At 46.4% G+C, this 24557-nt stretch carries 18 protein-coding genes and 1 pseudogene; 8 read left to right on the top strand and 11 right to left on the bottom strand.

Annotation, left to right across the window (positions count from 1 at the left end; genetic code table 11):
- Positions 1-51: 51 nt before the first annotated feature.
- Positions 52-867: a phenylalanine 4-monooxygenase gene (gene phhA / locus CEQ32_RS07885; protein ID WP_088585809.1), complete on the bottom strand. Its 816-nt coding sequence runs from the start codon at positions 865-867 to the stop codon at positions 52-54.
- A 323-nt stretch (positions 868-1190) separates the two neighbouring features.
- Here phhA and galU point away from each other — a divergent pair, with 323 nt between their 5' ends.
- The 6 genes and pseudogenes from galU (at position 1191) to CEQ32_RS07915 (ending at position 8295) form a co-directional block, all read left to right on the top strand.
- On the top strand, positions 1191-2099 hold the full coding sequence (gene galU / locus CEQ32_RS07890; protein WP_037416817.1) for a UTP--glucose-1-phosphate uridylyltransferase GalU: 909 nt from the start codon (positions 1191-1193) through the stop codon (positions 2097-2099).
- Positions 2099-3112 carry a UDP-glucose 4-epimerase GalE gene (galE, locus tag CEQ32_RS07895; protein ID WP_047539186.1) on the top strand — a complete coding sequence of 338 codons (1014 nt, stop codon included), beginning with the start codon at positions 2099-2101 and terminating at the stop codon, positions 3110-3112. Before galU ends, galE begins: the two co-directional genes overlap by 1 nt.
- Before the next feature lie 76 nt (positions 3113-3188).
- Complete coding sequence (napF, locus tag CEQ32_RS07900) at positions 3189-3674, top strand: ferredoxin-type protein NapF (protein ID WP_047539189.1); 486 nt, start codon at positions 3189-3191, stop codon at positions 3672-3674.
- A 74-nt stretch (positions 3675-3748) separates the two neighbouring features.
- The gene (locus CEQ32_RS07905; RefSeq protein ID WP_047539190.1) at positions 3749-4174 is read left to right on the top strand and encodes a bactofilin family protein; all 426 of its coding nucleotides are present in this window, start codon (positions 3749-3751) and stop codon (positions 4172-4174) included.
- A gap of 391 nt (positions 4175-4565) precedes the next feature.
- A pseudogene (locus CEQ32_RS23260) lies at positions 4566-5555 on the top strand (LysR family transcriptional regulator).
- Positions 5556-5976: 421 nt separating this feature from the next.
- Complete coding sequence (locus CEQ32_RS07915; protein WP_088585810.1) at positions 5977-8295, top strand: OmcA/MtrC family decaheme c-type cytochrome; 2319 nt, start codon at positions 5977-5979, stop codon at positions 8293-8295.
- 92 nt (positions 8296-8387) lie between these two features.
- Here the strand turns inward: CEQ32_RS07915 and CEQ32_RS07920 are convergent, their stop codons facing one another.
- The 8 genes from CEQ32_RS07920 to CEQ32_RS07955 all read right to left on the bottom strand — a co-directional run bounded on the left by CEQ32_RS07920 (position 8388) and on the right by CEQ32_RS07955 (position 19192).
- A complete protein-coding gene (locus tag CEQ32_RS07920; RefSeq protein WP_037416799.1) occupies positions 8388-9083 on the bottom strand; it encodes a DUF2982 domain-containing protein in 696 nt (231 codons plus the stop codon).
- Positions 9084-9087: 4 nt separating this feature from the next.
- Positions 9088-9822, bottom strand: a complete 735-nt coding sequence (locus CEQ32_RS07925; RefSeq protein ID WP_088585811.1) for a YdcF family protein — start codon at positions 9820-9822, stop codon at positions 9088-9090.
- A 106-nt stretch (positions 9823-9928) separates the two neighbouring features.
- Positions 9929-10849, bottom strand: coding sequence for a fructokinase (mak, locus tag CEQ32_RS07930; protein ID WP_088585812.1), 921 nt, complete (start codon positions 10847-10849; stop codon positions 9929-9931).
- A gap of 62 nt (positions 10850-10911) precedes the next feature.
- The gene (gene cysQ / locus CEQ32_RS07935; protein ID WP_088585813.1) at positions 10912-11718 is read right to left on the bottom strand and encodes a 3'(2'),5'-bisphosphate nucleotidase CysQ; all 807 of its coding nucleotides are present in this window, start codon (positions 11716-11718) and stop codon (positions 10912-10914) included.
- Positions 11719-12017: 299 nt separating this feature from the next.
- Positions 12018-13004 carry a dTDP-4-dehydrorhamnose reductase gene (rfbD, locus tag CEQ32_RS07940; RefSeq protein WP_088585814.1) on the bottom strand — a complete coding sequence of 329 codons (987 nt, stop codon included), beginning with the start codon at positions 13002-13004 and terminating at the stop codon, positions 12018-12020.
- A 17-nt stretch (positions 13005-13021) separates the two neighbouring features.
- A complete protein-coding gene (locus CEQ32_RS07945) occupies positions 13022-13780 on the bottom strand; it encodes a phosphatase (RefSeq protein ID WP_088585815.1) in 759 nt (252 codons plus the stop codon).
- A 121-nt stretch (positions 13781-13901) separates the two neighbouring features.
- Entirely contained in the window at positions 13902-17177 is a 3276-nt protein-coding gene (locus CEQ32_RS07950; RefSeq protein WP_088585816.1) for a DEAD/DEAH box helicase, read from the bottom strand.
- A gap of 191 nt (positions 17178-17368) precedes the next feature.
- Positions 17369-19192, bottom strand: coding sequence for a DUF885 domain-containing protein (locus CEQ32_RS07955; RefSeq protein WP_088585817.1), 1824 nt, complete (start codon positions 19190-19192; stop codon positions 17369-17371).
- A 526-nt stretch (positions 19193-19718) separates the two neighbouring features.
- Here CEQ32_RS07955 and CEQ32_RS07960 point away from each other — a divergent pair.
- On the top strand, positions 19719-19928 hold the full coding sequence (locus CEQ32_RS07960; RefSeq protein ID WP_011071803.1) for a cold-shock protein: 210 nt from the start codon (positions 19719-19721) through the stop codon (positions 19926-19928).
- A 115-nt stretch (positions 19929-20043) separates the two neighbouring features.
- On the opposite strand, the gene CEQ32_RS07965 is transcribed toward CEQ32_RS07960, so the two are convergent.
- The gene (locus CEQ32_RS07965) at positions 20044-21990 is read right to left on the bottom strand and encodes a monovalent cation:proton antiporter family protein (RefSeq protein WP_088585818.1); all 1947 of its coding nucleotides are present in this window, start codon (positions 21988-21990) and stop codon (positions 20044-20046) included.
- Between the two features lie 171 nt (positions 21991-22161).
- Between CEQ32_RS07965 and CEQ32_RS07970 the strand changes: the two genes are divergently transcribed.
- Positions 22162-23052 carry a GGDEF domain-containing protein gene (locus CEQ32_RS07970; protein ID WP_088585819.1) on the top strand — a complete coding sequence of 297 codons (891 nt, stop codon included), beginning with the start codon at positions 22162-22164 and terminating at the stop codon, positions 23050-23052.
- Positions 23053-23102: 50 nt separating this feature from the next.
- On the opposite strand, the gene tilS is transcribed toward CEQ32_RS07970, so the two are convergent.
- Positions 23103-24500 carry a tRNA lysidine(34) synthetase TilS gene (tilS, locus tag CEQ32_RS07975; RefSeq protein WP_088585820.1) on the bottom strand — a complete coding sequence of 466 codons (1398 nt, stop codon included), beginning with the start codon at positions 24498-24500 and terminating at the stop codon, positions 23103-23105.
- Between the last annotated feature and the right edge of the window lie 57 nt (positions 24501-24557).

Here is a 24557-nt window from a genome sequence, read left to right on the forward strand (position 1 = left end):
AATCCGTTGCCCTTATTACGCTTTATTTAATTCGTTTTTAACAGTCATCAGTTAGCTTGCTTTCTTGGCCTTAGGCGGATACTTAGGGGCAAACAAGCCTAGCTGACGCGCCTTAGCCACGTAGGCCATGATGTCCATCTTGGCAATTTCATCCAGCATATCAATATGTTCAATCACATAATAAATCGGCTGCATAATATCGATACGATAAGGCGTGCGCAGCACATCTAAGAGATCGAAGGGCTTACGCTCCGGCACTTGGCTTTCCATGGCATACAAGGTTTCGCCGGGAGAACTTAAAATACCGCCGCCGTAGATACACAATTCGCCATCTTGGGGCTTGAGTAAGCCAAACTCGACGGTAAACCAATACAGGCGCGCTAAAAAGACACGGTCTTCCTTGCTGGCATTTAAGCCCAATTGACCATAGATATGGGAAAAATGGGCGAAAGAAGGATTGGTCAGCAAGGGGCAATGACCAAAGATCTCATGGAAAATATCCGGCTCTTGCAGGTAATCAAACTCTTCCTTACGGCGGATAAAGGTCGCAACCGGAAATTCCTTGTTGGCCAAAAGCTCAAAGAAGCGGCCAAAGGAAATCAAGGCCGGCACGGCAGCGGTTTTCCAGCCCGTGGTTGCTTGCAATACTTTGTCTATCTCTGCCAATTGTGGAATGCGGTCCTTCGGCATCGCCAAGGCATCGAGCCCTTGGAGATATTCCTGACACGCACGCCCCGGTAGGTTCACCGCTTGGCGAGCATATAATTGGCTCCAAATATCATGTTCTTCCTGCGGGTAATGGATATACCCTGAATCATCTGCACTTCGCGCAACATAGGGCGCGGTGTGCGCTATCTCTTTAGTCATAAAATTCACTTCATGGCTGACGCTAATGCCTCCATAGTGATCTAAGCCTCGATTTTTGTTAACTCCCTCACAGTTTATTGTTTACGCGATAATGTGACGCAAACGTAAAGCAAATATTACAAAGCATTTAAAACCCTTGGTGGATCCAAATCGGATCTGAGCCTGACTGCTAGCAAACCTTGACACTGCCGCTCAAAAATGACGACGATAGGCTGATAATATGCAGAAAAACCGACAAATTTCGGTGTTTGCAAATGGCTTTTCTGCGTAGGTCATTTACAATATTGCCCAATAATCGCCTCTCCTTAATCTGAAGGTTCGCAATGAAACAACATCAAATTCGTAAAGCCGTTATTCCTGTCGCCGGACTTGGCACTCGTATGCTTCCTGCGACCAAAGCTATCCCTAAGGAAATGCTCCCTGTTGTTGATAAGCCACTGATCCAATATGTCGTTAGTGAAGCTATTGCTGCGGGTATCAAAGAAATTGTGCTCGTAACCCACGCCAGTAAAAACTCTATCGAAAACCATTTCGACACCAGTTTTGAATTAGAAGCGCAATTAGAGCGCCGCGTAAAACGTCAATTACTCGAAGCGGTGCAATCCATTTGCCCGAAAGACGTGACGGTGATCAGCGTACGTCAATCCCAAGCTAAAGGCTTAGGTCACGCTATTTTATGCGCTAAATCCGTAGTAGGTGATGCGCCTTTTGCCGTATTGCTGCCGGATGTGATTATCGATGACGCCAGTTGCGACTTAAAAACCGATAACCTTGCCGCAATGGTAAGCCTGTTTGATGAAACCCAAGTGGGTCAAATCATGGTTGAAGGCGTACCACATCATTTAGTCAATCAATATGGTATTGCCGATGTGAACGGCCACGATTTACAGCCTGGTGAATCAGAGCCATTAGTCGAACTCGTTGAAAAACCTCCAGTTGATGAAGCGCCATCTAACTTAGCCGTTGTTGGCCGTTACGTGTTACCCGCAGCAATTTGGCCATTGCTGGCCAAAACGCCTGCGGGCGCAGGTGATGAAATCCAATTAACAGACGCCATTGCGATGTTAATGAAGCAAGAAACCGTAAACGCTTACTATATGCAAGGTAAGAGTCACGACTGCGGTAACAAACAAGGCTATATGCGCGCTAACGTAGAATACGCTCTGCGCCACAGCGAAATCGGTGAAGATTTTGCCCACTACTTAAAAACAGTTGTAAAGGGAATTAAATAATGACGATTTTAGTGACCGGAGGCGCCGGTTATATTGGCACTCATACCGTAGTGGAATTACTTAATGCGGGAAGCGAAGTGATTGTATTAGACAACCTGTCTAATTCAAGTATCGAAGCACTAAACCGTGTCGAGCGCATTACCGGTAAATCGGTCACATTCTACCAAGGCGATATTCTCAATAAGGCCTTACTGCAGAAAGTCTTTAGCGACCATAACATCGATGCCGTTATCCACTTTGCTGGATTAAAGGCCGTCGGCGAGTCAGTAGCTAAGCCACTGAAATACTATGAGAATAACGTGACTGGCACCTTAATTCTTTGCCAAGTGATGGCAGAGTTTAAGGTGAAAAATCTCGTCTTTAGTTCCTCGGCAACTGTGTATGGTGATCCTGCTAGCCTGCCCATTACCGAAGATTTTCCAACGGGTGCCACTAACCCCTATGGTCAATCTAAATTGATGGTTGAGCATATTCTGGCGGATTTACACCATAGCGACCCAAGTTGGAATATCGCTCGTTTACGTTACTTCAACCCCGTTGGTGCCCATGCCAGTGGTTTGATTGGCGAAGATCCTAACGATATTCCGAATAACTTGATGCCATTTATAGCCCAAGTCGCCGTGGGTAAACGCGAGGCCCTCAGTGTGTTCGGCAATGATTACCCAACCCACGATGGAACTGGCGTTCGTGATTATATCCATGTGGTGGATTTAGCCATTGGTCACCTTAAAGCCCTTGAGAAACTCGCCACAAAACCGGGGCTTGTCACCTACAATCTAGGTACAGGCCAAGGTTACAGCGTGCTCGATATGGTTAAAGCCTTCGAGAAAGCCTGTGGTAAATCGATTGCCTATCAGATTGCACCACGCCGCCCAGGAGATATTGCCGCCTGTTATGCAAACCCTGAGCATGCTAGAACCGATTTGGGCTGGCAGGCGACCCATAGTATTGAGGATATGGCCAATAGCAGTTGGCATTGGCAATCAACCAATCCCAATGGTTATAAAAGCTAATCATCTAAATGGCTTGTGGTAATTCCCAAGCCATTTTTCTTCTCGATTAATAAAGATTGTTATCCATTAAACACCTATGACAGAAAGCATTAATCACAGTCGCCGTAGTCTCTTTAGTCGCCGAAAGTCCTTGGCGATTAGGCCGCCTTGGGTGCGCGAGGGGGTAGAATTTACCGATATCTGTACTCGCTGCTCAGCCTGTATCACCGCCTGTGAAACTAAGATAATTTTCAAAGGTGATGGCGGCTTCCCTGAAGTCTCGTTTAAGGACAATGAATGCACTTTTTGTACTCAATGCGCCACTGTCTGTCCTGAGCAAAAGTTGTTTGATTTGACCCAAACGCCATGGCAACACATCGCGGCTATTCAAGATAACTGCTTAACCTTTCAAGGTATTTGGTGCCAAAGTTGTAAGGATGCTTGTGAGCCCCGCGCCATCAGTTTCACCCTAAGTGTAGGCAAAGCGCCTATGCCGAAAATTGATACAAGCCTATGTACGGGTTGTGGCGCCTGTGTCGCTCCGTGCCCAAATCAAGCGATTAGTATTAAGCAAGCAGAATAGCCATTGAGCGCCCTAGGCTTGTCCCTGTATTTACGTTAGTATTTCATTCCCAATGTATTAGGTTTCTCATCACCATGTTTGGCAAAAATCTCCTGTTTACCCGCAAATCGTCCCCCGCGCTCAGTTTTATTGCTAAAGGCACTAGGCTGACTGGCAATATTGAATTTGCTGGCGATGTGTTGATTGGTGGTGAAGTTCAAGGTCAAATACTGTCACAGGCGAATGTGATTGTTGAGCAAACGGGAAGTCTTCACTGCGAGGTAAAGTGTCGAGAATTAATTATTGATGGTTATTTCAAAGGCCGATTGATTTGCGAGCGCTTAGTCATCCAAGCACATGGGATTGTCGACGGTGATGTTGCTTGTACTTCAATGCAAGTCAATGAAGGCGGCCAGTTTATTGGTTTAAGGATTAAGGAAGATCACCAGACAATCCACGCACATAGCCTGCCCTCTGCAACATCGACAAACGTATTGTTATCGCAGAGTCAAAATGACTAATCCACATTTCAGCCCATAAAAGAGCGAGGGTGTGTCGACGTTTAGAGATTAACCTTTATTTGCGCCGCTAAATTCTAGCCTACGTCACGCGAGTGATGTGTCGTTGTTCCAACCAACTACGAGCGACTCTGATGAAGATGATGAGCTCGCTAAATTACTCCTCCAGCCCAAAATCGCCTAAATAAACACCATACAATCCAATGACTAGCATCGTTGGTTAACCAATTGTTAAATTAAAGATTGAGATCACAGTTAAGCCGTACGACAACTGCTAACCTAATCCACCAACAATGCATTTTGTGCATACGGTTTGCTGCTTAATCAATGGTATCGATATGCTTAGGCAAAACTGTGTGACTGCAGACTCAGACTCATCGCAAGGCGAGACCAAATGAGCAATCAATTACTAAAACAAATCTGCGAACTTGATGTATTCACCTTACTTGTATTTAAAAGTATTTTTGATAACGGACATGCAAATAGTGCCGCCAAAGCGTTAAATGTGTCGGCTCCCAAAATTAGCCGCTGTCTCAATGCGCTACGGTTAACATTTAATGATGAACTATTTTATCGGCGCCAACAGGGGCTCAAACCCACACCTCTTGCTGAAAGTCTGTATGTCGCTATTTGCCAATTCACCGATTCGGTTTATCACCTAGAACAATCTGCAATGCAGCTGCAAAATGCAGCGAGTCACGTTGAATTACCGCTCCATATAGCCGCAAGTAATGGATTATTAAGTTTCTTAGCACCACAGCTCAGCTCACCCGATGTGATAAGTGAATTAGGCCAAATAAGACTACACAAGTGGCAAGACAATAGTGCGGAACTGATACATGCAGGTGAATTAGATTTTGGGATCACAATAGAGCCGACCGAATCCAAATAGCTTAGTGTTACACGCTTAGGCTGTATTTCAAATGTCTATGTCGTTGCCTCGAAACATCATTCCCTTTGGGAAAGCCAACTTGAAATCAGCCTTGAGCACATATGCCGTTATTCATTTCTATGCATTGAACTGAAGGGCTTTAACAGCAGAATTGACCCACTAGAACTGTTCTGTCAGCGCCAAGGGCTGTTGTTACCCTCGATTGAAAGAGTCACGGATCGGGAAGAATGGTATGCCCACCTTCTCACCATGCAAAGTGTGGCATTTTGTTCGAGTATTGATATGCATACCGTAAAACATATGCCGGGATTAAAACTAGCGCCGCTTCCCATCGCAGAGTTACATCGTCTACATGAAACGATTATGCCACCACAGTATTTTCTCGTAGAAAAGCCACGAAGCCATCGACGCTACAGTCAAACACAATGCGAACTTGTCGTCAGTTCATTATTAACCGCCCTCACGCCTTTCAATACGCGAGTCAGTCAATAATCCCCAAAAGCATGGATGCTTGTGCCACTATTTACAAAAGCTTCAATTGTTAAATTTAAGTAAATACAGCGCATTCTCCCTCTGTACACTATGATTCTCAATAGTTGTTTTTGTTTTATTTTTCACTGTAAAAAAGCATTTGATAAATGTTTCATCAGTATCTTTAAGTAAAATTAATTGAAAATTAATCTCAACAAATTGTTAAAAACAAAAATAACATTCTGCAATCCATATCTCACTTTTACCGTCAGATTCTAATTTGCGAAATACTTAATTTCACATTTTAGAATTTCCATTTTGGTGTGTTAAATCACTGTTCACATATCAGATACAAACTTGCAAATACCCCTTTATAAGTAGATTGTTCGACCTATAGTAGAGTCACTGCACACGCAGTCTTATAGAAAGAAAAAGGGACGCGATGATGAAAAACTACAATAAATCTCTACTGGCACTAGCTCTCACTAGTGCCTTGTGTTTAACCGCCTGCGGGGACGGAGAAGACGGGCAAGATGGTGCACCCGGCACGCCCGGAACACCTGGTACCCCTGGAACACCGGGTACGCCTGGTACACCAGGGTTACCCGCTGGTTCTTTTGCTAAAACCGCAGAATCTATAACCGATCTGAAATTTACTCTTAGCCCAGCTGATATCAAAGTCACCAGCAGCGAAGGCTTCAGTGTTAAGTTCAGCTTAACCGGAAAGAGCGCAGGCAAAGATGTTCCTTTTATGGGACTCGATAAAATTGCGATCTACTCTTTAACGGCAAATGACAATACGTCAGGCACTGGTGCGCCAATTCAATGGCAAAACAATGCTACGGCAAACAAAGCGGGTAGCTCATTAACTTGTACTCTAAACGGCCTTAACGGTACTAAGAATGCTTGTAAATTAACTGAAGATACAGCAAACCCTGGTACATACACTGCCACTTGGACTTACGATGGTGCTGCACCGATCATTAATCCAAATGATAACCCTAATGCAGTACACAGAGTATTTTTACGCGCATACAATATCGCCAATAGCCAAGGCGTTGCCTTAGCAGATAAAGTACTTTCAGTACCTGTTGATTTTATCCCAGCGACCGATGAGTTAGCCGCATCAGGCAAAGACACAGTATCGAGTGCAGCATGTAAAAACTGTCACGGTGAAACTGATGGCCATATCGCTAAGATCGAAGCTCACCATAATTATCAAGACGTTAAAAACTGCGTAACTTGCCATAACCCAGATCTAGTACCCAGTGACGCTAACCTTGCAGCAGGTCTGATTTTTGATTTCCCTGCAATGATCCACCGGATCCACTCTGGTGCAGAAAACGCAGCGAACTTCGATTTAACCAATAAAACTGCTAAAGAGTGGAGCGAGATTGGATTCCCATCTGATCTTAAAGAATGTACTTCTTGCCACACAACTGAACAACCTAGCTATAACACCGTTTACGCACAGGCTTGCGTGGGCTGCCATATGACAGTCAACTTCGCAACTGGCGAAAATCACTCTGAGTTTGGTTTAGCACAAGCGGATGACACTCAATGTAACTCTTGTCATGGCGCAGGTAACTTATCTCCAGCAGTGGTTCACAGTGTGGGTAAACGTGCTGAATACGCTTCACTGATGAAAGTGGATTTCACTACTCCTACAGTTGCACCATCTGCAACTGTCGGCATGAAAACCATTACCTTTAAAGCTAACATCACCATTAACGGTGCACCGGTTGCAGATGGTACATCACTGAAAACCTATAACGCGACTTCAAACCCAACAGGTATGTTAGCCGCTAACGGTTTACTACTTGGTAATGTGGCGACAGATGGTACAGTGTACTCATGGAGAGAAGTAATTGATCCTGCAACAAACAAAACCTACTCCATAAAATTAGAAAACGGTACTCTATCTGGTGGAGTGTTAACCATTGTTAAAGATGTTCCAGATGCGCAAGCAACTGGCACGATCTACGTTGGTTCTGAAGCCAACTTCTGCGCTAAAGCCGGCAAAGTCGTCAGCTGTAATACAACAGGTCTAGAATATGGCCCAACAAGCCCAATTGGTAACACCTCTCCAGTGAAATTCTTCAACTTAGATGGTGGTACCGCAGCAACAGCTCGTATGAGCGACCCAGCTCGTATCACTGTAGCTGAAGCGAAATGTAACGCTTGTCATGGCACCTTAGACTACGCCAAAGGTTATAGACATGGTGTTTACACCTTCGATCAATGTATGAACTGCCACAACGATACAACTGGCGCATCAGGCCATGGTCAAACAGGCTATAAAGGTGCTGATGGCAAGTTAGTTGTCACTCCTGAAGTGACATTCAACAACAAAGACCTGTTCACTGTTGCTCACCGTTTCCACAGCGGTAACTTCGGTGTAGTGGAAGGTATCTTCCGTGATGCTAATGGTGCGTTATTCGGTTATCCATCACCAGAAACAGATTGCACAGCGTGCCATAAAGACGGCGCAAAACTGTTCGCAACTGACGGTGGTTTAACTTCAGGCAAACGTTCTATCAAAGTGGGTAGTAACTACATTAGCCCAGTGGCTGAATCCTGCCGTACCTGTCACGCTCACTCAGATGCTGCAGCTGTAGCTCACTTCGTAAGTAACGGTGCAACAGTAGAAGGAGTTAATGCAACGACATCTTCTAACCTACCAGTAGAATCATGCGCGACCTGCCATGCTGAAGGTAAAACTTATGGCATAGATAAGGTACACGCAGAGGTAGCACACTAGTACTAGTACCTTTGGGTTGCCCCCTGCACAACCCAAACTTCCTCTCTGCAACTTATTGGGGCTCCATCGGGGCCCCTTTTTTATCAGTAGTGTTAATTTGTTGTAGCATCGATTTGCGTCGAACTCTGCGCGATGCGTTGCCTTAACAGTTTAATAAATTCCCGCGGCTCACGATCTAAACTGTCATGGGGAATATAAAGATGATAGCCAAGGTGAGTGTTGAGCATCACGCAGCGATGTCCAAACATCGCCAATACGCCGCGGTATCTGTCACCATCAACCACCAAAGGGCTAAATTCAGCACCAAGATAAGTTTCTAAGGTCGCTAAATCTTCTTGCTGTGATGCGGCGGTAACCAGTAACGGCCGCTGCTCAGTCAATAATCCCGCTGCAAGCCGTAATGAAATATTATCGAGTATCGGATTTAACTGCTTTAGCTTAATACCAATATAGGAAAGCTCAATAGTATCAACTCCCTGAGTCACCCTTGGAATGTCAACCCGCTGAATATTATCCCAGTTTATCGACACCTTGCCGCGGCGATGAAAATAAGTCAGCCCCTGCTCATCCATAGTCAATGTTGTGTCAGGCTCGAAAACCTTTGCAAGGCCCAATATCAATGCGATCGCACCCAAGCTGAAAAACACTAAGCCCACTGCAAATAGCTCAGGTAGTATCACAAACAAGCCAAAGCCCAACACAAAGGCACAGGCACCTACAATAGTTAAAGTCAAACCATTACGTTTAGAGAGTGGACGAACCGAGACAATATCAGACTCTAAGGCCATATTTTTATTCCTGTTTTACCCAAAGCCATAAACGGCCAATGTATTCATGTAGCGCACGTTGCGAGGCGAGTAAGTTATCCGCAGTAAAACGCCAATAAAAATCGTCTCTGGCCCTAAAATCCGTCGGCGCCGCACTTGCGGTTAATCCTTTACCACTAAAAATGGCCATCGCCCGTGGCATATGGGAGGCCGAGGTGACTAATCGCACAGGCTGATTGCCAAAGCGCTCTTTAAAATAGTGCGCTTCTTCAAGGGTGTCGCGCGCGAGCGGAAATTCAATAATACGTGACACATCGATGCCAAGTTCAACCGCAGCCTTGGCCATGACTTCAGCGTGGGGATGTTGGGTTAGCTCGCCGCCCCAACCACTAACGACTAAACTACAATCTTGACCTAACTTAAGCTGCCGAAGCCCTTCCGTTAATCTTGCCAATGCCACAGCCGATAGAGACTGTACCGCCGTAGCACCTTCAATATCCGAGTGAGCAGAACCCAGCACCATCACCACACAGATATCCGCAATGGGAGTGGAATTAATGGGATATTGGGTCTCAAGCGGTTTCACGAGATAATCGACACTAAATTGACTGCTTAATAACAGTAGAAGGGTAAAAGCACCGCCAATCGCCCATTTTGCTAACCGCGGTTTGCGCCAAATAAACAAAGATAGCAGCAATAACAACAGGATAAATGGAACAGGCATAATTGCCTGAGAGACAACTTTCTTAATCCAAAACATGCGCTAGCGCCCAATAATCCAAAGGAGCGCAATCATAACATCAAAAGAAAGCAAAACGCATCGCCGAGGCGATGCGTTGTCACGAGTGAAAACTAAGGTTACTGGGTTATTTTTCCCATAACCACGCTGCGCCACGCACACCTGAAGAACAACCATAAAGATTCTGTACAACCGGTGTTCGGCATTCGCGCCCTACAACATAATGGCTTAATAATGCAGGTAATCTTGGGTAAATAGCCTCAATATTGGACATGCCGCCACCTAACACAATCGCATCTGGGTCAAGTAGATTAATCACATGGGCCAGTGAGCGCGCGAGTCTATCCATGTAACGGTCAAAGGCCAATATAGCTATCTCATCTCCATCGTCGACTAAGCTCATGATCTCTGAACCAGATTTAGCGGGCACACGTTGGACGCTTGCTGCGCGACTGAGCGCCTCATTGTAATCACGAACAAAGCCAGTGCCCGAAATAAAGGTTTCGATACAATCAGGATTACCGCAAAAACAACGGGTAGTATTAAACTCCTCCTTGGTCATCCACGGCAGCGGATTATGGCCCCATTCGCCACCAATGCCATTACCACCCGCATGCACTTTACCGTTAATGGCCACACCCGCGCCGCAGCCCGTGCCAATGATCACCCCAAACACCACAGATTTACCCGCAGCAGCACCATCGACGGCTTCAGATACCGCAAAACAGTTGGCATCGTTAGCAACCCGCACTTCACGGCCGAGCAGCTCCCCTAAATGCACATCCAAGGGATGACCGTTGATCCAAGTCGAGTTGGCATTTTTGACTAATCCTGAATAGGGAGAAATGACTCCCGGGATCCCCACGCCAACAGAGCCTTTTTCACCTAAGGTCGCTTCCGCCTCATTCACTAAATCGACGATCGCGTTAAGCGTGCCCTGATAATCCCGAGGGGTATTGATACGCTTACGAAAAACCTCATTTCCTTCGTCATTTAAGGCGACGAGTTCTATTTTTGTGCCGCCTAAATCGATGCCCATGCGTATCATGAATAAGCTTCTCCGCTATTGTTCTGCCAAGGAGTCCGCGCAGACTCGCTTGTGATTGCTCGTTATTTTGCCCAGCCAGGCGCTGTGGCAATAAAATAAGGGTTTAATATGTCAGGTTTTTGATTGTAGGTTAAGGGTAAACCTGAGTCATAACACACGACTTTTCCGCCTGCGCTTTCAAGTACCGCCTGCGCTGCCGCAGTGTCCCATTCGCTGGTAGGCCCCAATCTTGGATAGAGATCGGCCTTACCTTCTGCCAGCATACAAAACTTCAGCGAGCTTCCTACGCTTAACATTTCATGCTGGCCAATATTGTTCAAATAATCAGCCACATCAGGGCTTAAGTGCGAACGACTGCCCACCACTATCGGCACCTGTCTTGGTATCTTACAGCCCTGAAGCGGCTGTTCTTGCTGCCCATCCTGTCGCCAGGCACCTAAGTGTTTCGCCCCATAATAAGTCGTGTTCAACACTGGAGCATAAACCACACCCGCGATAGCTTCGCCTCGATGAATGAGCGCTATATTGACGGTAAACTCACCATTTCGCTTAATAAATTCCTTCGTGCCATCTAAAGGATCGATAAGCCAGTAGGTCTGCCATTGCTCACGTTCATCCCAAGGAATATCGGCGGCTTCTTCTGACATTACAGCAATGCCCGCAAATTGCTCAGCTAATTGAGTGACTATCACCCTATGGGCTGCAAGATCGGCAGCAGTGACAGGACTATCATCACTCTTTTGTGTAACAGCAATATGCTCTTGGGCGTAAATCGCCATAATGGCATCACCTGCCGCATGGGCTATATTCACTAGCCGCAACAAGTCCGCTTTAGAAAAATGCAGCGCAATTGTGGTGTTATCGGTCACTTAGTCGTCCTTTATTCAATCAGCTTTGCGGCATTATGCCATCGGCAGCCATTGAGAATTAAGAACAAATTCGTCATACATCAAGCAAAATTGACTAAGCGGGCTTAAACACCAAAGCTTAAGTCCTCAGCAACAGGCTTTAATTTTAAATAAGTCGAGTCTAAGCCAAGCAAGATACGCTGAAAAGAGTCATTCCCTAGGCTGCATTCGTATTCACCGCCTTGAAAACAAACCACATAGGATTGGAATACTGGCAAAGGCAATCCGCTTGCCTGTGAGTAACAAAAAACGGCATCTGTTTAGGGTTTTGCACCTTGTGTTATAAGGGTGTTAAGCATGCAGTTAAGTTGCACTCGCCAATCCTGCCAAACTTCAGGACATTGCATAGCGGCAAGATGGTGCTTATCCAGCGTCTGTCGCAGTTTATCGCTATTAAGCGCGCTGTAAGTCGGCCTTTGTGCCAGCACATTGCCTTTCTCAAGCGCTTTGGCGGCATAACTGAGGCTATCGATAGCAACAACAGGCACGGCTTTATCTAATAACTTAAGAGCCAACGCTTGCTGCTGAATTTCAGCAGCAAATTCATACCAACTGCATTGCCCCTGCCCAGCGTAATGGAATCGCCCCGACTCGCCCGTTAGCATCAGTTGCCAGATAAGCGACGCGAGGGCATCGACCCACGTAGGTGAGCCGATTTGATCGTCAATCACCAAGAGCGGCTGAGCATCGGGCGTGGCGGCCATCAACCTCAGCATAGTTTTCACAAAATTATGCCCATCGACACCGTAAAGCCATGCGGTACGGATAACAATCGCGCGCTCACCCAAGATACGCAGCACCGCTTGCTCTCCGGCAAGCTTACTCTTGCCATAAACCGATATTGGCGAAGGTGTCACAGATTCACTTAAGGCATTGGCCTCAACGCTCGCAAGCAGACTGCTAAACACATAATCACTGGAAATATGTACAAACCGTGCGCCCGTGAGCGCACATTCGGTTGCCAATAATTCTGGGCCGAGGCTATTGACGCGATAAGCCTCATCCACCGCTATCTCAGCCTTGTCGACCGCATTATAGGCCGCACAGTTAATCACCCAGTCGGGCTTAACCTGCGCAAACACCTCCGCCACACTGTATTTATCGCTGATATCTAAGGCAGCATGCGTAAGCGGATGGAGATTAAATGCTAATCCACCATTGAGATGCGTTCGGATTAATGCTTTTGCTAGTTGGCTGTGCGCGCCAGTTAAGAGCACTGTTGGTCGCGCGGGAGTGACATCCTGCATTGATTGACTCAAGCGCCTCAGATTACTTCATCGCGAAAGAGCGGTATAAAATCAGCAACAGTTTGATGCCCCCGCAGAGTCAAAAAGTCTAACAGCGCCATGGGCGAGCGATTAAGCAGCTTATCCTTTGGATAATCAACCGCATTGATAATGCTTAAGGCGCGATCAAATCCACCAAGGCTAAATGCCACATGGGAATCAGACCCCATGACTAAGGTTGCACCTAACGCTTTCGCCGCCTTGGCTATCGCGGTGCAGTTGGCTTCACTGCCCTTGCGAGACACTTCAAAGGAGGAATTATTAATTTCAAGTGCAACCCCATATTGGGCGGCAGCGGTGACGACAGCTTCAATATCAATGGGATATGCGGGGTTTCCTGGGTGAGTAATAATATCGACCTTGCCACTTTTAATGGCATTAATCATCGCCTCGGTATGGGTTGCCTTATCTGAGGGCGCAAACACAGGTTCATGGAATCCCGCCAAGACGATATCGAGCTGCGACAGATAATCGCCAAAGTAATCGATTTCACCGTCGCGATTTTTAATATTGGCTTCAATGCCGCGTAAAATCCCGACACCATCGACCATGCGTGGCAATACCCGTAAATTAACGAAATGCCAAAAATGCGGCGCATCCGCCATGGCAGGGCCATGATCTGTCGTCGCAAACAGGCGGATCCCCTTTTGTTTTGCCACCGCAAGATAATCATGGATAGTGCTATAGGCATGGGAGGATGCCACGGTATGGGTATGGGTATCGACTGGGTACTGCATGGGTCACCTCTGTCTTTTAACTCGCATTTTAAAAAGAATTTTTAAGCATCAATCTGTTACCGCTCTGCTTGTACAAGAGTCGCCAAGTCAACGACCACAGGCAGTGATATGCAACAATGCCTTAGTGGAATAAAGAGAGCAGTTCATCGGCACTACCTTGCCATGCGCCACTGCCCTTACCTTCAAGAATACTATCGGCTAAACCTTGTTTATGCTGCTGCATCTCTTGGATTTTTTCTTCCACCGTCCCCTCGGCGATAAGCTTATAGACAAACACCGGATTTTCTTGGCCAATACGGTGTGCTCTATCAGTGGCTTGCCTTTCGGCCGCAGGATTCCACCAAGGATCGTAATGGATAACCGTATCGGCAGCGGTCAAATTAAGCCCAGTTCCGCCCGCCTTTAAGCTAATTAAAAACACTGGCGTATCGCCTTCTTGGAATTGATCAATCTGCACCTGACGTAGCCGAGTTTGCCCTGTCAGTTTGCTGTAGTCGATCTCTAAGGATTGCAGCAATTCTTCAATCAAAATCAGCATGCTAGTAAATTGGCTGAAGATTAAAATTTTGCGTCCTTCCTGCACCATTTCCGGCAAGTTTTGGCTAAGCCAGTTAAGCTTGGCGTTATTTTTAACTTTTTGTGCCTGTTCGAGTTTTACTAATCGCGGATCGCAGCAGGCTTGACGCAATTTGAGTAGCGCGTCTAAAAACTCGATATGGCTGCCCGCCACGCCTTGGCTTGCAAACAATTCTCGAATTTTTTTCTCCATACTTAAGCGAATACTCTCGTACAGATTGCGTTGATCTTTCTCAAGCTCAAGAGTTTGATAAATTTCGGTTTTAGGCGGAAGTTCAGTCACTACCTCCGCCTTCGTTCGTCTGAGCACAAAGGGCGCAATGCGTTGACTCAACACTTTTGCCTGCTCGCTATCGCCGTAACGCTCAATCCGATAACGAAATGCCTTATTAAAATAAGCCGTTGTCCCAAGGAGTCCTGGCAAACAAAAATCCATTAAGGATTTGAGTTCACCTAAATGATTTTCAAGGGGCGTCCCCGTAAGGCAGAGTTTAAAAGGCGCCTGCAGCGCTTTAATCATCTGACTGACTTTAGCTTGAGCATTTTTAATCTGCTGTGCTTCATCAAGCACTATGTGCTCAAAAGGTTGTGCCTGGTAAAAATCGTTATCCCTCACCATTAACGGATAGGTAGTAACAACCACATCAAACTCACTTAACCGTGCCAAAAGCGGCCCGCGCTGTGCGCCATGGATCACCGCCAGTGTTAACGAAGGCGCAAATTTTGCCGCCTCCTTTGCCCAGTTCCCGACCAAACTGGTGGGGCAGATAATTAAACTGGGTAGATGAGGGCCAGCCGCGGACTTAAGCTGTTTTTGCTTCAACAGGAATGCCAAAGTTTGAATGGTTTTACCCAATCCCATATCGTCGGCTAAAATGCCACCTAGTTGATATTCCTTTAAAAAACATAACCAATTTAAGCCCTGTTGCTGATAGGGACGCAGCTCTGCCTGTAATTGGGTTGGCGCAGTAACCGCAACAACACCAGTAAATTGTTCTAATTTGGCCGCAAGTTGGCGCACCCGCTCACCATTGAGCAAGCTGATATCACTCTGGGCTAACTCATTGAGTAAATGTGCCCGATATTTAGGTAAGGCGATACTGTTGCCGCGGTGCTGTTCAAACAGCTCTAAAATAATGCTCATCAAGGGTTTGATAACACTGGCTTTAATTTTAAGCCACTCACCATTTGGGCTAGGTAGCAATAGCTCGGCATCATCGGCGGGCTCACCATGTTGTTTAAGCCAAGTGGCCACCAGCGGCAACATGGGTAACCGCTGACCATTGATATCCGCATGCAAAGACAGGGAAAACCAGCCCTCTTTACTGTCATCCAGCTCAACGGTTAACGGCGCGTCGACTACCTTAAGGCTAAACTCGGGCGCCAATAACACCTCAACACCTTGGGCTTGTAATCTTGGGACGTCTTCATCGATAAAGTGCAGCCACTCCCGAATCGCCTCGGGCAACACACCTAAGCGCCAGTGGCAGGCTAAACTGCTAAGATCAAATACAAAACGAGTAAATCCAAGCGTTTGCAGAGCCTCAACCGCCGTTTGCTCTTCGTCCAACGCACGGTTAATTTGATAGGTCGTTCCGCCTTGGGTCACAAGGGTTAAGGCTTCTTTAGCTGCATTACCACTCAAAACGACATCACCGTAGATAAATGCCAAGGTCACATAGGGCTGATTGATATCAACAGCTTGAATATGTGGCGTTGTTGTCTTGAGTTGGGTCGTATTAGGTAGAGTAGCATTGGCATGAGTCGATACCGCCGAAAGCATATTTAGGCTCAACCGAACCCGAAGTTTATCCCGTAGTTCGACAAAATTGATGGCACTTGGTAGCGGCACTGTGCGCGCTGAAAAATGTTTAATCAGTTTATGACTCACCACCTCAACCTGCGTGCGAGGCACGGGTGGCATTTGGCTGAGTAGGCGCAATTTTTCAATACTGATATCAGTGTCGATAAGACCAATTTGAAAGTAATCGAGTTCGATATAATACGCAGGCTCGGTTGGCACAAGCTCCCAATTATCTCGCTTGGGCAAAACAAGGCGCATTTGCTTGTGTTCACTATCAATATCTTGCCAAATAAACTGTGGCGTAATGGCATCGCCCGCGGTCAATGCGAGGCGACTTTCCTCCCAAAAACAACGTTCGGTCGCGAGCATTTTCTCGAGCGCAACCGCACCTAACTGCGCCTTAAGATAGAGCCGCGATGCACCATGGCGCCTCGTAGACATTATCAGATTGATGATCAGCACATCCTCGGCACCAATCCATGCAGGCATATAATATTGCACATCCGAGAGTGCAATTTTGGAACCCTTGTTATAACCGCCCTTCTTCCCAACCTTGCCGCGCCTAAGCTCGATAAACACCCCATTATCGTCCTTTGAGAGGATATACAGCACCCGATCATCGTAGAGGGACTCAACATCATTCAAACGAGGATCATCGGCATCATCGAGTAGATGTAACCATTGGGCGATGCGTTGATCCTCAACCGTTTTATCGGTGAGCAAGCTATACAGTACCGCAGCCATATGCTTGCAATGTCCCGTGGCGGGACAAGAGCAAAAACCGTTCATGATGAGCTTATGATTGACGCTGACTAAACGTATATCTTGACGATAGGGCGAGGTTTCACTGCCCGCTACCGAGCCTTCAATATGGCGAAAATCGGCATTGGCTTTTGCGCTTAACACCTTCCCCTGCATCACATAATCACGGGCACGCATCAAGGTCGGCGGCGTGAATAAGGACTCAATTGCCGTTTGAGTCAATTGAATGGGCTCTTGGGGGGGAAAGCGATTCATCAGCAAAACCTTGAAACTCAAAAATACCTTTACGGACAATAAACCACGATTGTCAAAGGCATTTATCAACGTGTAAGGGGGAATTGTATTGAAACCGGATAGGGAAAGCCAGAAGACGAATCACTTACGTGAGCGGGATATATCCCCGCAGACCATTCCTGCGGGGATGTGCCAACTAAAGTCACCTCAACTTAGGCTTGACGACGCTTATCAGCAATATAGCGATCAACCAATTTTTCTAAAATATCTAAGGGAACAGCGCCATTTTTAAGCAGCACATCGTGAAAATCGCGCAAATCAAATTTGTCCCCAAGAGCTTGTTTCGACTTTTCCCGCAGTTCGAGGATCTTCATCATCCCCACCTTATAGGCTGTCGCTTGGCCGGGCATCACAATATAACGCTCAATTTCAGCGGTCACATCGCGATCTGACATTCCAGTATTTTTCTTCATATAGTCAATGGCTTGTTCCCGTGTCCAACGACTATGGTGAATACCTGTATCAACAACAAGGCGCACAGCTCTAAACAACTCCGCCTGCAAACGACCAATATTATCGAAGGGATCTTGTTGGAAACCGAGTTCCCAAGCTAAACGCTCACTATAGAGTGCCCAGCCTTCAATATAAGCGGTAAAAGGCGCCATCTTACGAATAAGTGGTTGCCCTTCAAGTTCCATTGCAACTGCAACCTGAAAATGATGTCCGGGGATCCCCTCATGGTAGGCTAAGGTACGCATACCGTATTTAGGTGTTGCTTTGATATCAAAGAGGTTGGCATAAAAACGTCCTGGGCGGCTGCCGTCAATCGCCGGTTGCTGATAATAAGCGCCAGGAGCCGTTTTCTCTTTAAATTCAGGAATACGCACCACTTCCATTCCCGCCTTTGGACGGATACGAAATGCGTTGTCGAGTCCGGCATTGATCTCGTCGAGGATTTTTTGATAATCCACTAGGATCTGCGCTCTGCCAGCATCGGTGTCTTCATAGTAAAATTTAGGATCGGCGGCCAAGGCCTCAATCGCCACCGAAAATCCTTGGCTTATATCGTACCCTTGTGCTGACAAGATGGTCATGATTTCACCTTGGATACGGCTCACCTCGGCCAAGCCTTTAGCATGGATCTCATCGGCGGTGTAATTTGTCGTAGTAAAGAACTTCAACAGCTGTTCATAGGCTACATTCCCGTTAGGCAAAGCCCAATAACCATCATCCGTGCCTGCTTTAGTCTGTAACTCAGTAAAATAATCAATGAAGAGTCGATACGCTGGCTGCACGTAAGCTTCAATATTGGTTTTTGCGGTGGCAAGCAAACACGCCTGTTCATCGCTGCTAATCTGAGTTTCTGCTAATTTGGTTTTAAGGGAGCTGTAGAGAATATTGTCTTCAACTGGCACACTGATAAAGTCATTCATTTCAGTAAGCACCCGCTCAATCACAAACTTAGGCGGAATAATGCCCTTAGCTTCACGAAGTTTGAGCCCTTCTAAGGTTTGCCCAAACTTAGTCTTCACCGCAATTAAGCGCGAGAGGTAATTTTCAGCATCATCAACCGAATGGATTTGATGCTGCGCCTGCATAAAGCTTGGGTAACCATTTTGCACACCAAACAACTGATTCACCGGATAGTTATGATAGCGATAGGGTTCGGCCGCGAGGGCAAAATCCGCCAGATACAATGCAATATCCTTCGAAATACGCTGATTATCATCGAGATCTGCGTCTTGGTAACTCAGTAATGTGTCTCTTAACGCACGGACTTGAGTAAAGGTTTTGTCCATGGCTTCAGGGCTATCATCGTCGAGCAGGGCGTTATGCCCCGTAATCCCAACAGATTCTAAAAATCCTAAGGATGTTAACGTCTCAGGACTTTCAAAGGCCATTTTTACGACGCTTCTATCTAAAAATGCGCGAAAGAAAAATGGCTTTTTGGCAAACCATTCATGGGCGGCAACTGCCATCAACAATAGCAATATGGCTAAAATGCCAAGCCCAATGCGTTTTAATACCGTTTTCAATATTGATGCTCCACAGGTCATTATTGTCAAAGTTCGATGGGAAAACTTCCCAATACGGAAAACAATACCACCATCACAAATAAGCAACAATTTAATAACGTAACGAAAAGTGACAAATAAATAAGCCACCTTCTAAATGTTTAGCACCACTTTTTATAGTGCGAGTAAACTTACAGGAATAATTATTTCAATCTGGCTTCAGTGACACAATCAAACACTATCCATATGAATAAAAACAATAAAAAATTATCCTCATCAAATGTTTGAACTAAAAACCCCTAATAGATATGCCCTAGTTAAAAATAAAGCTATACAAAAAGTGGGAGTATGCTATTCTGCGTCCTGGCCTGTGAGTCAGACCTATTTATAAGCAATATTATGTATTTGAAAACCTTCGCTGCACCCGGTATTTGTTTGCTGTCATGAAGCTTTCCACTCATAACTTATCATCAATGTAAATAATTCTATTTCTGGCTAATTTCACGCATTGTTGCGAATTATTTTTTTGAAAATTTTGGAGACATTCATGTCTAAAACTACTGGTGTAGTAAAATGGTTTAACGAAGACAAAGGTTTTGGTTTTATTTCCCCTGATAACGGTGGCGCTGACGCATTCGTTCACTTCCGCGCAATCGTATCTGATGGCTTTAAAACCCTTGCTGAAGGTCAAAAGGTTTCTTACGAAGTCGAACAAGGCCAAAAAGGCCCTCAAGCTGCGAACGTTGTTGTTCTGTAATTAACTTCCCGCAAGGGATTAATTAACAACAAGTTTACAGACAAAATGCCGACTCAGTGTCGGCATTTTTTATTGGTGCGTTTTATCCTATTGATTGATGTTCTCATTAAACCAACTAGCCCTGCAGTAATTTCGCTTCTGCATTTTCTACTCTTCTCGGTTTGCCGACGATGAGGAGAATATCCCCCGCTCGAAATACCCAATCCGATGCAGGATGCTCAATTTCTTGACCATTACGACGTATAGCCCTCAACTCTACCCGCAGTGATTCCCAATCAATATCCGCCACGTGCTTACCAACGGCATTTGCACCGCGGTGCAGCAGCACTGCATGCAAAGATTCTAAAGTGAAATCCGTCTCTGTACCCGAGAAAAAGCCATGTAAAAATTGATAATGATTACGCCGCTCCGACTCTAACCGCTTGAGGATCCGCGCTAATGGCACTCCGCATTGATGCAAAACCTGCGAAACTAACATCAAACTTCCTTCTAAGGTTTCTGGGATGACTTGATTGGCCCCCGCCTTTTGCAATAAGTCTAACTCGCTATCATCGCGGGTTCTGACCAAAATGTTAGCTTCAGGAGCCAGTTGCCGGCATAAGGGTAAGGCGTCTTCTAAACTGCGGGAGTCGCTAAAGGTGATCACTATCATTTTGGCATGCTTAATACCAATCTGTTTGAGAATGGCCCGCTTACACACATCACCAAAGTAAATAGGCTCCCCAGCTCGACGCGCCTCAGAAACCCTTGTGGGATCAAGATCGAGCACCAAATAAGGCACGGCTTCGGTCTTTAAAAAACGCGCAATGGTTTGCCCTACGCGCCCATACCCCAAAATCACCACTAAATCATGGTCGTCGGATACCACGGGGACGACATCATCTACATGCGCTGACTGGCGGATCCCCAATAACCACTTTGCAATATCCACACTGTGACGCACCAACCAAGGGGCGATACTCATCGATAATACCGCCACCATTACCAGCATCGTACTGATCTCATTACTCAGTAACCCATAGCTAACGGCGAGCGCGAGTACCACAAAACTAAATTCCCCTACCTGCGCCAAGCTTAAGGCTGTGCTAATCGCAATCCTAAAGGGCTCACCCACTAAGCGTAATAATCCATGGATAATAAGTGCCTTACCAAACACAACTGCGAGCAGAACCAATAGAATTTGCCACCAAAACTGAATAACCAATCCAAAATCTAGCATCATGCCGATAGAAATAAAAAATAGCCCCATTAATAGATCGCGAAAGGGGCGAATATCCGCCTCTAGCTGGCGACGATATTGACTCTCACCAAGCAGCATCCCCGCCATAAATGCCCCTAAGGCCATTGATAATCCTAACCACTGGGTAAATGCGCCCGTGACCAAGGCGACCACTAATGTTGAAAGAACAAAGAGTTCATTTGAGCGCGACCTTGCCACCTCATCAAACAGCCTGGGTAAAGCCCACTTCCCCAAAGCCATTAAGAAAAAGAAGGCGAGAATCCCCTTGAGTAACGCCCAAGCGATAGAGGCTAACATTAAGGGTTCATCACTCTGTCCGAGTAATGGCAGTAGAATCAGCAGCGGCACTACCGCTAAATCCTGAAATAACAGTACACTGACAGATAATTCGCCATGACGACGCCTCAGCCAGCCCTGCTCATTGAGCAGTTTAAGCACGATGGCGGTAGATGAAAGCGCAATTGCAGCGCCGATAACGAGGGATTCAATCCAATTCAACCCACAGGCTAACGCCACTAGCATAGTCAAGACAGTGGTGACGAGCACCTGTGCACTGCCTAAACCAAACACGGTTCTGCGCATCGCCCATAAGCGGGGTACCGAAAACTCGAGCCCTAGGGTAAACATCAACAGCACTACCCCAAGCTCGGCGACAGACTGCATTTGCTGCTGAGTAAACCAATGAAAGCCACTCGGCCCACTGAGTACTCCTGTTAACAAATACGCCAAAATCGCTGGCAAACCGATACGCCTAAGTAGCGCAATCGCAACGATCGCAATGACTAACATCAGCAGAATTTGAATCAAGAAACCATGTTCCATAGACGCACTAGCTCCTGTCAAATTACTGGCATGTTAAAAATTATAACGATGAGCTTTAAGCTTAACTGAGTGACATATAAAGACAAATCTAATTATTAAATATAACGGCACACATATTGCTTAACTAAGGTAACAGTTTTTATCGCCATTTCATTTGCTGGGGTAATCATAATGGACTTTGGCTTAGCGACCACGTTATATCCCGATGAATATAACTATCAAACAGAGGCATATAGCCCGACATCCGCGCCGCTGGATCTCGTACAAGTTATCCAGCAACTGCATGCTAGTTTAGATCCGCGGACAGTCTTTGCCTGCTACGGCAAAGTGCTGGGACAACATCTGCCGATTCAAGGGGTTCGACTACAATCTGAGCAATATAAATTAAGCTGGGGTAAACGTTATGGGATTAGCCTTAAACGGCAGATCATTTGCGGCGGGACACCAGTTACACTGCAGTATCAACTGTTAACGCCACTAACGCCCTCACAGAGCATCAGCTTGCAAGAAATAGAGCCGCTCTTGTTACAACCATTGCTGAATGCCATGCAGTACCAAGAAATGTCGATGCAGGCGATGTTTGACTCCCTAACGGGTCTTGGAAATCGTCACTATTACAGCCAAAGCCTGAAAAACGCGGTGGCCAGGGCTCACAGAAAACAGGGAACGGTGTCACTTATTGTGTTGGATTTGGATAATTTTAAGCAGCTTAACGATAAGTATGGTCACAAATGCGGTGACTATATTTTGAAGGAGTTTGGTGACATTATCCGTAGCTGTATCCGTAGTACAGATCAGGCTTTCCGCATCGGCGGCGATGAGTTTGTGGTCATAGTACAAGGTAATATTCATGCCGCGGGTTTACTGTGTGAGCGTATCGTCACTGCAACCAATGCCAATACCAGCTTCCATCAATTTGGCGTGAGCAGTAGCCTTGGGGCGGCTGAGGCGAGCGACACGATGGAAGCCGAACAACTCTATGAGCAGGCTGATAAAACTTTGTATCAAGCCAAAGCCTCGGGGCGTAATTGCTACAAGTTAAGCCCGGCCCAACTGTCTTAATCGAGCATGGATGCTGCTCACTGGCGATAAAGCATGGCAAATAGACTTTGCTATCCGATCGCATTCCCATCAAACTTAAGCCCGATATCATCCCCTTGGGCACAAAATGCCTTTTCGACCCAGAGACCAAAGGCCATCACCAGCTTATCGTTGTAGAACACGAATCCTACATCAGTACGTAACCATGGCGGCACAGCGCATTCCTGCCATAACTTTTTCAGCTCGCGTCCCTTATCTCGAAAATGTGGCTGACAGCGAAATTGCCCCGGCAAGCCATAACGTAGACTCACCACTTCATCGGCGTTAGGTAAACGTAGCCGAGGGCCTGTGGTCACCAACGCAAATGGCACAATCTTGTCTTCAACCATTGCTGATGCTTGAGTCAATAAGGTCAGAATCTCTTGATGTAGGTCGCGCGCTGTAATGTGGGGCGCAGTAGATAGGGTTTCTCCACTATCCAGATAAAGCATCCCGGCAAAGCGGCGCAGTACACAGTCATTAATGCGGATATGGACCTTAGCATCCTCTTTAGCGTGGATTAATTGCTGCAACATTTGCTGCAACTGCACGTAGGATGGCAGTGAAAACCCTTGGGACTCAATAAAGCCCCGCAGCAGTATCCCTTGCCATTCAATCGGTTGCGCTGCCAATTCAGTCAGCTTGAGTACAGTTTGCTCAGTAACAGCCGCCTTGGTTAACAGCTGAGGTAAACGCTCACTGACCTCAGTTTCTACTATGGCTTGCTGCTCGGCACAAAGCTGGGCACTGCGACTGGCGGTGCTGGCGATACTTGGCCAGCGCGCCTTTAGGCGTGGGATAATCTCGAGGCGAAGAAAGTTACGATCGTACTTATCATCTTGATTACTCTCATCGTCGATATGGACTAAATGTTGCGCTTTAGCAAAGGCTTCAATCATCTCGCGGCTAATATCAAGCAAAGGGCGCACTTGTAAGCACGAACCTTTACCTGCTAATGAGAGCGGCTGAATATGCCCCATGGCCGCTAACCCCTTAGGGCCTTGACCGCGTTTTAGGGCTAACAGAATTGTCTCGAGTTGATCATCTTCATGGTGAGCGGTTAGTAAGATATCCTGCGGACTAAGATACGCTAAAATCGCCTGATAACGCGCTTTTCGCGCTGCAGCCTCAACGCTCACCCGAGGACCAAGCTCGAGTTGCACCCGTTCTACCGTCACAGGTAAACCATACAGGGCCGCGCGTTCTTGACAATGCTTGGCCCAAGCATCGGCATTGGGGCTCAAGCCATGGTGTACATAAATCAATTGATAGCGTAAATCAGGACGCTGTTTAGCATATTCACTTAAGCCGTAGGCGAGCACTTCGGAATCGACTCCGCCACTGTAAGCGAGGACTAACTTGCTCCCCGCTTGAAAGGGTAAGCTATCTAAAAATCGCGCTATATGAACACTCAAATCCTGCGCAGCCATCCTCTTCCCCACTCAAAAACAACAGAAACCTAAGCTTGGTTCGACTTAAGGCAGATA

The organism is Shewanella sp. FDAARGOS_354 (genome assembly GCF_002209245.2).
Classification (GTDB): Bacteria; Pseudomonadota; Gammaproteobacteria; order Enterobacterales; family Shewanellaceae; genus Shewanella; species Shewanella xiamenensis.

What these genes read in the sequence shown, in the direction of transcription:
- phhA (WP_088585809.1), bottom strand. Translation starts at nt 867, where the DNA reads ATGACTAAAGAGATAGCGCACACCGCGCCCTATGTTGCGCGAAGTGCA.
- galU (WP_037416817.1), top strand. Translation starts at nt 1,191, where the DNA reads ATGAAACAACATCAAATTCGTAAAGCCGTTATTCCTGTCGCCGGACTT.
- galE (WP_047539186.1), top strand. Translation starts at nt 2,099, where the DNA reads ATGACGATTTTAGTGACCGGAGGCGCCGGTTATATTGGCACTCATACC.
- napF (WP_047539189.1), top strand. Translation starts at nt 3,189, where the DNA reads ATGACAGAAAGCATTAATCACAGTCGCCGTAGTCTCTTTAGTCGCCGA.
- CEQ32_RS07905 (WP_047539190.1), top strand. Translation starts at nt 3,749, where the DNA reads ATGTTTGGCAAAAATCTCCTGTTTACCCGCAAATCGTCCCCCGCGCTC.
- CEQ32_RS07915 (WP_088585810.1), top strand. Translation starts at nt 5,977, where the DNA reads ATGATGAAAAACTACAATAAATCTCTACTGGCACTAGCTCTCACTAGT.
- CEQ32_RS07920 (WP_037416799.1), bottom strand. Translation starts at nt 9,083, where the DNA reads ATGGCCTTAGAGTCTGATATTGTCTCGGTTCGTCCACTCTCTAAACGT.
- CEQ32_RS07925 (WP_088585811.1), bottom strand. Translation starts at nt 9,822, where the DNA reads ATGTTTTGGATTAAGAAAGTTGTCTCTCAGGCAATTATGCCTGTTCCA.
- mak (WP_088585812.1), bottom strand. Translation starts at nt 10,849, where the DNA reads ATGATACGCATGGGCATCGATTTAGGCGGCACAAAAATAGAACTCGTC.
- rfbD (WP_088585814.1), bottom strand. Translation starts at nt 13,004, where the DNA reads ATGCAGGATGTCACTCCCGCGCGACCAACAGTGCTCTTAACTGGCGCG.
- CEQ32_RS07945 (WP_088585815.1), bottom strand. Translation starts at nt 13,780, where the DNA reads ATGCAGTACCCAGTCGATACCCATACCCATACCGTGGCATCCTCCCAT.
- CEQ32_RS07950 (WP_088585816.1), bottom strand. Translation starts at nt 17,177, where the DNA reads ATGAATCGCTTTCCCCCCCAAGAGCCCATTCAATTGACTCAAACGGCA.
- CEQ32_RS07960 (WP_011071803.1), top strand. Translation starts at nt 19,719, where the DNA reads ATGTCTAAAACTACTGGTGTAGTAAAATGGTTTAACGAAGACAAAGGT.
- CEQ32_RS07965 (WP_088585818.1), bottom strand. Translation starts at nt 21,990, where the DNA reads ATGGAACATGGTTTCTTGATTCAAATTCTGCTGATGTTAGTCATTGCG.
- CEQ32_RS07970 (WP_088585819.1), top strand. Translation starts at nt 22,162, where the DNA reads ATGGACTTTGGCTTAGCGACCACGTTATATCCCGATGAATATAACTAT.
- tilS (WP_088585820.1), bottom strand. Translation starts at nt 24,500, where the DNA reads ATGGCTGCGCAGGATTTGAGTGTTCATATAGCGCGATTTTTAGATAGC.